The 8,499-nt window shown below is 70.0% G+C and carries 13 protein-coding genes and 1 tRNA gene; 4 read left to right on the forward strand and 10 right to left on the reverse strand.

The features are described 5' to 3' along the window. From VNM44_RS09725 to ruvC, 3 genes are all read right to left on the reverse strand, one after another. The coding region (locus tag VNM44_RS09725) for an AAA family ATPase (protein WP_325625673.1) at positions 1-459 on the reverse strand (459 nt) is incomplete at its 3' end. Beyond that, positions 456-1,031 (reverse strand): Holliday junction branch migration protein RuvA, encoded by a 576-nt coding sequence (gene ruvA / locus VNM44_RS09730; RefSeq protein ID WP_325625676.1) that lies wholly within the window; start codon positions 1,029-1,031, stop codon positions 456-458. The genes ruvA and VNM44_RS09725, both read right to left, overlap by 4 nt. Before the next feature lie 10 nt (positions 1,032-1,041). Continuing rightward, positions 1,042-1,530 (reverse strand): crossover junction endodeoxyribonuclease RuvC, encoded by a 489-nt coding sequence (gene ruvC / locus VNM44_RS09735; protein ID WP_325625677.1) that lies wholly within the window; start codon positions 1,528-1,530, stop codon positions 1,042-1,044. Positions 1,531-1,571: 41 nt separating this feature from the next. Between ruvC and VNM44_RS09740 the strand changes: the two genes are divergently transcribed. Continuing rightward, positions 1,572-1,922, forward strand: a complete 351-nt coding sequence (locus VNM44_RS09740; RefSeq protein WP_325625678.1) for a cupin domain-containing protein — start codon at positions 1,572-1,574, stop codon at positions 1,920-1,922. A 32-nt stretch (positions 1,923-1,954) separates the two neighbouring features. Here VNM44_RS09740 and VNM44_RS09745 read toward each other — a convergent pair whose 3' ends face one another. From VNM44_RS09745 to VNM44_RS09760, 4 genes are all read right to left on the reverse strand, one after another. Then, complete coding sequence (locus tag VNM44_RS09745) at positions 1,955-2,710, reverse strand: YebC/PmpR family DNA-binding transcriptional regulator (protein ID WP_325625679.1); 756 nt, start codon at positions 2,708-2,710, stop codon at positions 1,955-1,957. After that, the gene (gene pdxT / locus VNM44_RS09750; RefSeq protein WP_325625680.1) at positions 2,697-3,263 is read right to left on the reverse strand and encodes a pyridoxal 5'-phosphate synthase glutaminase subunit PdxT; all 567 of its coding nucleotides are present in this window, start codon (positions 3,261-3,263) and stop codon (positions 2,697-2,699) included. Before pdxT ends, VNM44_RS09745 begins: the two co-directional genes overlap by 14 nt. A 51-nt stretch (positions 3,264-3,314) precedes the next feature. Further along, entirely contained in the window at positions 3,315-4,199 is an 885-nt protein-coding gene (pdxS, locus tag VNM44_RS09755; protein WP_325625681.1) for a pyridoxal 5'-phosphate synthase lyase subunit PdxS, read from the reverse strand. A 594-nt stretch (positions 4,200-4,793) separates the two neighbouring features. Then, complete coding sequence (locus VNM44_RS09760; RefSeq protein ID WP_325625682.1) at positions 4,794-5,066, reverse strand: hypothetical protein; 273 nt, start codon at positions 5,064-5,066, stop codon at positions 4,794-4,796. Positions 5,067-5,131: 65 nt separating this feature from the next. On the opposite strand from VNM44_RS09760, the gene VNM44_RS09765 reads away from it, so the two are divergent. After that, positions 5,132-5,521, forward strand: a complete 390-nt coding sequence (locus VNM44_RS09765) for a cupin domain-containing protein (RefSeq protein WP_325625683.1) — start codon at positions 5,132-5,134, stop codon at positions 5,519-5,521. A 77-nt stretch (positions 5,522-5,598) separates the two neighbouring features. Next, complete coding sequence (locus VNM44_RS09770) at positions 5,599-6,552, forward strand: PASTA domain-containing protein (protein WP_325625684.1); 954 nt, start codon at positions 5,599-5,601, stop codon at positions 6,550-6,552. A 29-nt stretch (positions 6,553-6,581) separates the two neighbouring features. On the opposite strand, the gene VNM44_RS09775 is transcribed toward VNM44_RS09770, so the two are convergent. Then, the gene (locus VNM44_RS09775) at positions 6,582-6,977 is read right to left on the reverse strand and encodes a PPOX class F420-dependent oxidoreductase (RefSeq protein WP_325625685.1); all 396 of its coding nucleotides are present in this window, start codon (positions 6,975-6,977) and stop codon (positions 6,582-6,584) included. A 76-nt stretch (positions 6,978-7,053) separates the two neighbouring features. Next, positions 7,054-7,386 carry a hypothetical protein gene (locus tag VNM44_RS09780; RefSeq protein ID WP_325625686.1) on the reverse strand — a complete coding sequence of 111 codons (333 nt, stop codon included), beginning with the start codon at positions 7,384-7,386 and terminating at the stop codon, positions 7,054-7,056. Between the two features lie 481 nt (positions 7,387-7,867). Here VNM44_RS09780 and VNM44_RS09785 point away from each other — a divergent pair, with 481 nt between their 5' ends. Continuing rightward, positions 7,868-8,065, forward strand: coding sequence for a Flp family type IVb pilin (locus VNM44_RS09785; protein WP_325625687.1), 198 nt, complete (start codon positions 7,868-7,870; stop codon positions 8,063-8,065). Between the two features lie 168 nt (positions 8,066-8,233). On the opposite strand, the gene VNM44_RS09790 is transcribed toward VNM44_RS09785, so the two are convergent. After that, a tRNA-Ile gene (locus tag VNM44_RS09790) sits at positions 8,234-8,307 on the reverse strand. Between the last annotated feature and the right edge of the window lie 192 nt (positions 8,308-8,499).

The raw sequence follows: 8,499 nt of genomic DNA on the forward strand, positions 1-8,499 counted from the left end.
GAGCGTGAACGGCGGCAGATCGAGAGTCAGCGTCCGGGCGGCCGCCCCCTGTCCGAAGACGATGTCGAGGCGGAAGTCCTCGAGCGCCGGGTAGAGGATCTCCTCCGCCGAGCGGTTCAGCCGGTGGATCTCGTCGACGAAAAGGACGTCGCGCGGCTCGAGCGCGGTGACGATCGCGGCGATGTCCTTCTTCTCGAGCGCCGGCCCCGCCACCGTGCGCAGGCCGACGCCGAGCTCCTCTCTCACGATCTGCGCGAGGGTCGTCTTGCCGAGGCCGGGCGGCCCGGCGAGCAGGACGTGATCGAGCGCCTCGCCGCGGGCCTTCGCGGCGTCGAGCGCGATGCCGAGCTGCTCCTTCACGCGCTCCTGCCCGACGAAGTCGTCGAGCCGGCGCGGCCGGAGCGAGCGCTCGGCCTCCTCCTCCTCCGGCCGCAGGGCGGGTGCGAGGAACTGGCTCACGCTGCGGCCCCGCGGAGCGCGAGACGGACGCGCTCTTCGGCCGGAAGATCGGGATCGACCTCCGCCAGCGCCCGCTCGGCGTCGAGGACGGAGTAGCCGAGCTCGACGAGCGCGTCGCGGGCGACGATGTGCCCCGGCGCATCGCCGACCGCCGACAGCCCGGGCTCGGCGACGGAGCCGAGCTTCTCTTTGAGCTCGAGGACGATCCGCTCGGCCGTCTTCTTGCCGATCCCGGGGATCGCCTGGAAGCGGGCGTGGTCGCCGAGCGCGATCGCCTTTCGCAGCTCGGCGGCGGGGGAGCCCGAGACGACCGCGAGGGCGACCTTCGGCCCCACGCCGCTCACGGTCAGCAGGTGCACGAACAGCTCGCGCTCCTCTGCGTCACCGAAGCCGTAGAGCTGGAGCGCGTCCTCGCGGACGTGGAGGTACGTCTCGACCGTGACCTCCGAGCCGGCCCCCGCCCGGCGAAGCACCGTCGGAGTCGCGGCGACGAGGTAGCCGACACCGTTCACGTCGAGGACGAGCCCGTCCGGCGTGCGTCCCACCGGCCGTCCGCTGAGCCGCGCGATCACGGATCGCTCCTCACGACGCCAGCCTGCTGAGCGGCGGCATCGAGACGTGGCAGATCGCGACAGCGAGGGCATCCGCCGCGTGCGAGGTTTCGGGCTCCGCCTCGAGCGAGAGCAGCATCCTCACCATCCGCGAGACCTGCCCCTTGTCCGCGCGCCCGTAGCCGCAGACCGCCTGCTTGACACGGGCCGGCGCATACTCCGTGCAGGCGACACCTGCCCCCGCGGCCGCGACGAGCGCGGCGCCGCGCGCCTGACCGACGAAGAGCGCGATGCGGGCGTCGGCACCGACGAACGACTCCTCCAGGGCGACGGCGTCCGGCTCGTGCTCGGAGATGAGGCCGGTGACCCCGTCGAAGATCGTCCTGAGCCGGAGCTCCGGCCGCTCCCTGGCGCCTGACGTCCAGCATCCGTGGGTGAGAGCCCTGATACGCCCGTCGCTTTCGTGGACGATCCCGTACCCGCATGCAGCCGTCCCTGGGTCGATGCCGAGGACCTTCACGTCGAGAGGGTACGAAGCGCTTCGGACGCTACGGTGGCCGCGTGGAGATCGTCGACCTCACCGCGCTCGACGGGCGCGGGCCGGCGTGGGGCACGGCGAGCGAGGAGCTGAACGCGACGCTGCTCGTCTGGCGCCCGGGCGAGGGCCAGCCGGAGCACGTGAACGAGGGCCGCGATGTCGCGATCGTCGTGCTCGCCGGCTCCGGTGTGCTCACGGTCGACGGAGCGGCGCACGACCTTCGCGGGGGCACGCTCGCGATCGTGCCGCGCGGATCGACACGGAGCATCATCGCCGGGCCGGAGGGGCTCCGCTGCCTGACGGTCCACCGCCGGAGGGGCGGGCTCGGGATGACGAACTTCCGCGGTGCGAGGAAGGAAGACGGGCGAGGCTGAAGCCACGCCCGGGACGCCGGGCCGCCCGATGCTCAGCCCGCGACGGCCTCGAGCACGGCCTCCGGGATGTCGAAGTTGGCGTAGACGTCCTGGACGTCGTCGTTCTCCTCGAGGCCCTCGACGAGGCGCACGACCTGCTTCGCCGTCGACTCGTCGGCGATCGCGACCGTCGTCTTCGGCACCATCGAGAGCCCCGCCGACTCGAGCGAGTAGCCGGCGCCTTCGAGCGCCTGCCGCACCGACGACAGGTCGTCGGGCGAGGCCGAGACCACGAACGTCGTGCCGTCGAGCTCGACGTCGTCCGCCCCGGCGTCCGCGGCCGCGAGCACGAGCTCGTCCTCGTCGACGCCGTCCGCGCCGACCAGCACGACGCCGCGCCGCTCGAACTGCCAGGCGACGGCGCCCGTCGCGCCGAGGTTGCCGCCGTGCTTGGAGAACAGGTGTCTCACCTCCGAGGCGGTGCGATTGCGGTTGTCCGTCAGCGCCTCGACGATCACGGCGACGCCCTCGGGGCCGTATCCCTCGTACACGACGGTCTCGAAGATCGCGCCGTCCGTACCCTCGCCCGCGCCCTTCGCGATCGCGCGCTCGATGTTGTCCTTCGGCATCGAGTAGGAGCGCGCCTTCTCGATCGCGTTCTGCAGCGCGAGGTTCGAGCCCGGGTCCGCTCCCCCCTCCTTCGCCGCGACCATGATCGCCCGCGAGAGCTTGGAGAACAGCTTGCCCCGCTTCGCGTCGGCGGCGCCCTTCTTGTGCTTGATGGTCGACCACTTGCTATGCCCTGACACTCGTCGCCTCCGTCACCAGCTCCAGAAACCGTTCGTGGATGCGGGAATCGTCGGTCAGCTCCGGATGGAACGCCGCGACGAGCACGCGCCCGTCGCGCAGGAGCACCGGCTCGCCGTCCAGCTCGGCGAGCACCTCGACGCCGGGGCCCACGTCCCGCACGCGTGGCGCACGGATGAACACGCCGCGAAACGGCCGCTCCTCGCCGTTGAGCTCCAGGTCTGCCTCGAAGCTCGCGACCTGGCGGCCGTAGGCGTTCCTGTCGACCTCGAGATCGGCGAGGCCGAGGTGGGAGCGGTCGACGAGGATCATCCCCGCGCACGTCCCGAAGACGGGCCCCTCGAATCCCCGGATCGCGTCGTCGAGCCCGTACAGCGCCGCCAGCTTCGTGATCGTCGTCGACTCGCCGCCCGGGATGACGAGCCCGTCGAGCCCGTCGAGCTGCTCGGGAAGGCGAACCTCGACGACGTCCGCACCCGCGGCCCGAAGCGCGCGCGCATGCTCGCGGAACGCTCCTTGCAGCGCCAGAACACCGACCCGGGGACGACGGTTCACGTCCCGAGAGTGTAGATCGGGCCTGCGTCTAGGCCCTCGCGCAGCGAAGGCTCACCAGCCGCGGACTTCGAGCCGCTCCGCCTCGGGCAACGTGCTCGCAGAGATGCCGACCATCGGCTCTCCGAGCCCGGCGGAGACGTCGGCGAGGATCTTCGGATCCTCGTAGTGCGTCGTGGCCTCGACGATCGCCTTTGCGCGGCGATCGGGGTCGCCCGACTTGAAGATGCCCGATCCGACGAACACGCCGTCGGCGCCGAGCTGCATGCAGAGCGCGGCGTCGGCCGGTGTCGCGATCCCACCCGCCGTGAAGGTGACGACGGGAAGCCGTCCATTTTCCGCGACCCAGCGGACGAGCTCGTAGGGTGCGCGATGCTCCTTCGCCGCCGCGTAGAGCTCCTCGTCGCGCAGCCCCTGCAGGTGCCGGATCGATCCGAAGACGGCGCGCATGTGCGTGACGGCGTTGACGATGTCGCCGGTGCCCGCCTCGCCCTTCGTGCGGATCATCGCCGCACCCTCGGCGATGCGGCGGAGCGCCTCGCCGAGGTTCGTCGCGCCGCAGACGAACGGCACTGTGAAGGCGTGCTTGTCGACGTGGTGCTCGACGTCGGCCGGCGTCAAGACCTCGGACTCGTCGATGTAGTCGACCTCGAGCGCCTCGAGGATCTGCGCCTCGACGAAGTGCCCGATGCGGCACTTCGCCATGACCGGGATCGAGACGGCCTCCTGGATCTCGCGGATCTTCTCCGGATCCGACATGCGCGCGACGCCACCGTCGCGGCGAATGTCGGCGGGCACGCGCTCGAGCGCCATCACCGCGCACGCCCCCGCATCCTCGGCGATGCGGGCCTGCTCGGCGTCGACGACGTCCATGATGACGCCGCCCTTGAGCATCTCCGCGAGACCGGTTTTTACCCGCAGCGTGCCGATCTCGACCATGCGCTGAGTGTAGCGGGGCGCCCCGCCAGAACCCCGCCGCCACCTGTCACCGAGCTGACGCGGTCCTCGACGTCGGAGAGGCTCTTACGAGACGATCAGAAGCGCGATCGCCGCCCCCGAGCGACCTTCGCCCCGTGCGGGAGCTCGGCGAGCTTGTCCATTTTGCGGCCTTTGCTTTCGTCGGGGGGCGACCGATCCTCGCATTCGGCAACGCGATGTGAGACAGATACCTCACTGCGGCGCGACTCCTCTCCCCAAAGGCGAGCAGTCGCCTGATCCGACGTTGCGCCGTACTCCGGGGGCCCGAGTGCCGGGCCCCCGATTCCGTTCCAGGGGGCGGCGCGGGCCGCCGCACCTCAGGGGAGGGGGTGGCGGCGGCTCCGCAGCCGTCCTCTCGAGGGTCGGGGTCCCCGGCCCTCCGGCGGCCTGTCACCGGACATGCCGCCCCTGCGGGATACCGCGTCGGACACCCGACTCCTTCACCGGATGACGACGCTCGGCCCGAAAGGGCGTTGCGCACGCGCCGCTCGGCGGCGGGGGAGTCCGCCGAGCGGGCCTCACGGCCGGTTTCCCGGCCGGACGTTCGCCTCGCCGTTAGAGGAGGAGCCAGAGGAAGGCGACGACGGCGGCGAGCAGCATGCACGCGACGGCGAGCGTCACGAAACCGAGCATCACCGCCGGATCGCTCTCGCGACGAAACTCCGAGGCGGTCCTCCCGACCGGAGCAGCTTCGGGTGTGAAGGGCTTCTGGGCCGAAGTGGCCAGATCCATCATCGCGCCGGTTGCGTGAGGCTCGAGCGTCGTGATGCCCGAGTGGATCGCCCGCGTTCCTCGTCGTGCGACCCCCCTTTCGGGGGTTCGTGACATGGGGTGCAACGTGTGCTCTGCTGCCGAGGTTTTCGTCGGGGCCGGTTCGGATACCGTGGTTCCGTATGGGCTACACGAAGAAGAATCTCGTTGGGGATGTCGAGAACCAGGCTCCGAGCTTCGGCATGCCGGACGAGCTCGACGCACGCTTCGCGCGACCGGCGCTCGGCGGCAAGACGCTCGGACTGAGCCTGATGCGCCTCGCGCCCGGCTTCCGCGTCCCGTTCGGCCACAAGCACGAGAACCAGGAGGAGGTCTACGTCGTCCTGCGCGGCTCGGCCCGAGTCAAGGTCGACGACGAGATCGTCGAGCTCGGCGAGCTCGACGCGATCCGCTTCGACAAGGGCACGATGCGGGCCGTCGAGGCCGGCTCCGACGGCGTCGAGTACGTCGCGTTCGGCGCAGGCGACGATCCACGCGACGCAGAGCTCGTTCAGGGCTGGTGGAGCGACTGACCCGTTTCTCCTCCCGTCAGTCCGGGTAAGACCTGTCCGGTTCCGGCCGCCCCGGCGGCGGCCGCAGCTACAGGGCTATGGCCGACGACGAACTCATCCGCGACGACGAGGAGACGATCGAGGTCGTCCGCGACCGACGCCCCGGCGTCCCACCGCCCGACGGACCCCTCGGCGCGCCCGACGTGGAGCAGGCCGTCGAGGTCGAATCCGAGACGGTGCGCCGGCGCGCGGACGGGACGATCGAGCGCGACACCGTGCGCGAGGAGCGCCGACGTCGGATGTCGGGCGATCGGATCGCGCTCCTCGTCGTGCTCCTGGCTCTGCTCGCCGCCGCGGCGATCGGCGCGTGGTGGTACTTCACCCAGTCGGATACCACGACGGTGCCGACCGTCGAGGGCCTGACGCTCGATCGCGCCGTGATGCGGCTCGAGGAGGAGAACCTCAAGTCGGACATCGTCACCCAGCCGAACGACGCGGCCCAGGGCACGGTCTTCCGCCAGGACCCAACCCCCGGGACCGAGGTCGACGATGGGTCGACGGTGCAGCTCCTCGTATCGGGCGGTCCCAAGAGCGGCCCCGTTCCGAACGCGGTCGGCCTTCCCGAGTCGCAGGCGCGAGACCGCCTCGTCGCAGCGGGGTTCCAGGTCGAGACGCGCAGGGTCTTCTCGCAGGGCGAGCCGGGAACCGTCGTCGCGCAGGATCCCGCTGCGGGCGCGGACGCGGCGGACGGGTCGACGGTCACGATCAACGTGTCGAAGGGCAGCGCGCAGGTGGACGTCCCGAACGTCGTCGGCATGAGCCGCTCGGAGGCGGAGACGGAGCTCGAGTCGGCGAAGCTCGTCGCGAACGCCGTGGTGGTGCCGTCGGATCAGCCGGAGGGGACGGTCGTCGCGCAGAACCCGACGGGCGGGCAGCTGAGGCAGGGCGAGACGGTGAGGATCAACGTGTCGCAGGGGCCGTCGACCACGACCACTACGACCACGACTCCGACGACGACCCAGACGACGCCGACCGACACGACGACGCCGTAGCGCTGCGCCGCATCGCGAATGGGCGTCGCTCAGCGGCTCAGGTCGACGGCGTAGACCTTCTCCGGTTCGATCGTGACGACGAACCGCGTCTGCCCGGGAGGGTCGATCCCGCTGAGATCCATGCCGTACTTCGCTCCGAACTTGGCGGCGTACGCGTACTCCGGGTCGGGCTCCACGCGGGCGCGCCCTCTGATCTCGAGGTAGCGCCGGGGATTCTCGAGGTCGAGGATCAACAGGCTGCAGACGGGACGCTCGCGGAGGTTGCGCGTCTTCCACCGCGTCCCGTTGAGCCAGAGCTTCAGCTCCCCGTCTTCGTGGAGGAACCACACCTCCGTGAGCTGGGGACGACCCTCCGAGTCGATCGTGCCGAGCGTCCCGAACGGGGCCTCGAGCAGGTCGGCATGCGGCGCGGGAAACGCGGTCAAGTCCCGATGCTACGTCTTCTCGCGAGACCGAGACGGGCCGGCCGGATCACCGCCGGCCCGTCTCGCGCTCGTCAGCTCACTCTTCTCCGAACGTCGTCTTGGTCGGGTTGCACGCGATTCCCGGGTTCAAACCGAGCCCGGTCAGGAACGCCCGACCCTCTTGCCCGGCCTGTCCCCAGTTCTGCGTGTGCGTGAACCCGTCCTCGTCCGGCAGCGGATTCCCGAGCACGTAGTTGTCGTTGAGCCCCGAGAACGCGCACGGCGACTTGCCTTTCAACGGCGCGGTCTCCGAGCCAGCGATCCACTTGCCGTTGCCCGTGATCTCCCCGGCGAACGCCGAGCCCGCCCCGAGAGCCGCGACCGCGAGGCCGCATGCCCCCACGGCGAGAAGCCGCTTGGCTCTGTGCATCTTTCCCCCTTCCCCTTACCGACGCCAGGATGACGCGGTTCGGCACCGTAGCGCAGTCGGGGCGCAACATGCAATGCAAAGCGCCGATCTGGCCCGCCTGGACTCGAACATATCCGTCTCGCGCTCTTCCCCGCCTCGAGCCTCATCCCCTCCTCCAGTCGCAGACGGACTGGTACGTGTCACAGAACGTGGGGTCGAACCCCCGGAGGCTTGCCCATAACAGGGGCAACAGCAGGAAGGCGATCAACCAAACGCCAATGATCGCGGCAAGTTTTCGGTCGGTCATGCTGCCCCCGATTCGCCCAACGCCCTGCATACACGTCGCAGATTGGCCCTATTCGAAAGTCTAGTTCCATGCTAGACCATTGACGAGTATCGCGACAGGCCGGCGGGAGCAGGATGCAAACGCCTTTCCAAGCCGGGGACTGAAGACGTGACGCCGGGGGAGGGCGTTTCCCAGGACAACCAGGAGGCTCCGCACATGGCGGCACTCGGGGTCCATCTCCAGAACACCCTGTTCAATCTGCGTGAGCGTCAGGAAGGTCAGACGATGGCCGAGTACGCGCTCATCCTCGGCGGGATCGCGATCGTGGTGATCCTCGCGCTCGTGTTCCTCGGCGGCCGGATTCGCGACCTGTTCGAGGCGACGGGCAGCTCGGTGACCACCCCGGTCTCCTGATCGCCGTCGAGCAGGAGGCCTTTCGGGAGAGCCGCGAGCGTCGGGACATGCTCTGCCGCGGTGCCGCTGCGACGAATCCTCCTGGCGAGCTTCTGCGCCGCGAGTCGCGCTGCTGACACACCTGACCCAGCATCCGTGCGGAAACGGCTTGGATGCTGGGGTTCCGTTTGGGCCCGCCTGGACTCGAACCAGGGACCTACCGATTATGAGTCGGCTGCTCTGACCAGCTGAGCTACGGGCCCGCGCGGGTCAGCGTAGAGCCTCCACAGACGCTCGGCGCGCTTCTCCTGCGCCGATCGTCGCGCGCCTGCCACAATGGATCGCCGTGGCGAGCGCACCCGAGACCGCCGAGACCACCCTCGGCCCGACCGCGAACGGCGGCTCGATGAAGACCTTTCACCGCGAGACCCACTTCCGCACCGCCGGGGGCCTCT

Origin of the sequence: Gaiella sp. (assembly GCF_035558935.1) — a bacterium.
In the GTDB taxonomy this organism is placed as follows: domain Bacteria; phylum Actinomycetota; class Thermoleophilia; order Gaiellales; family Gaiellaceae; genus Gaiella.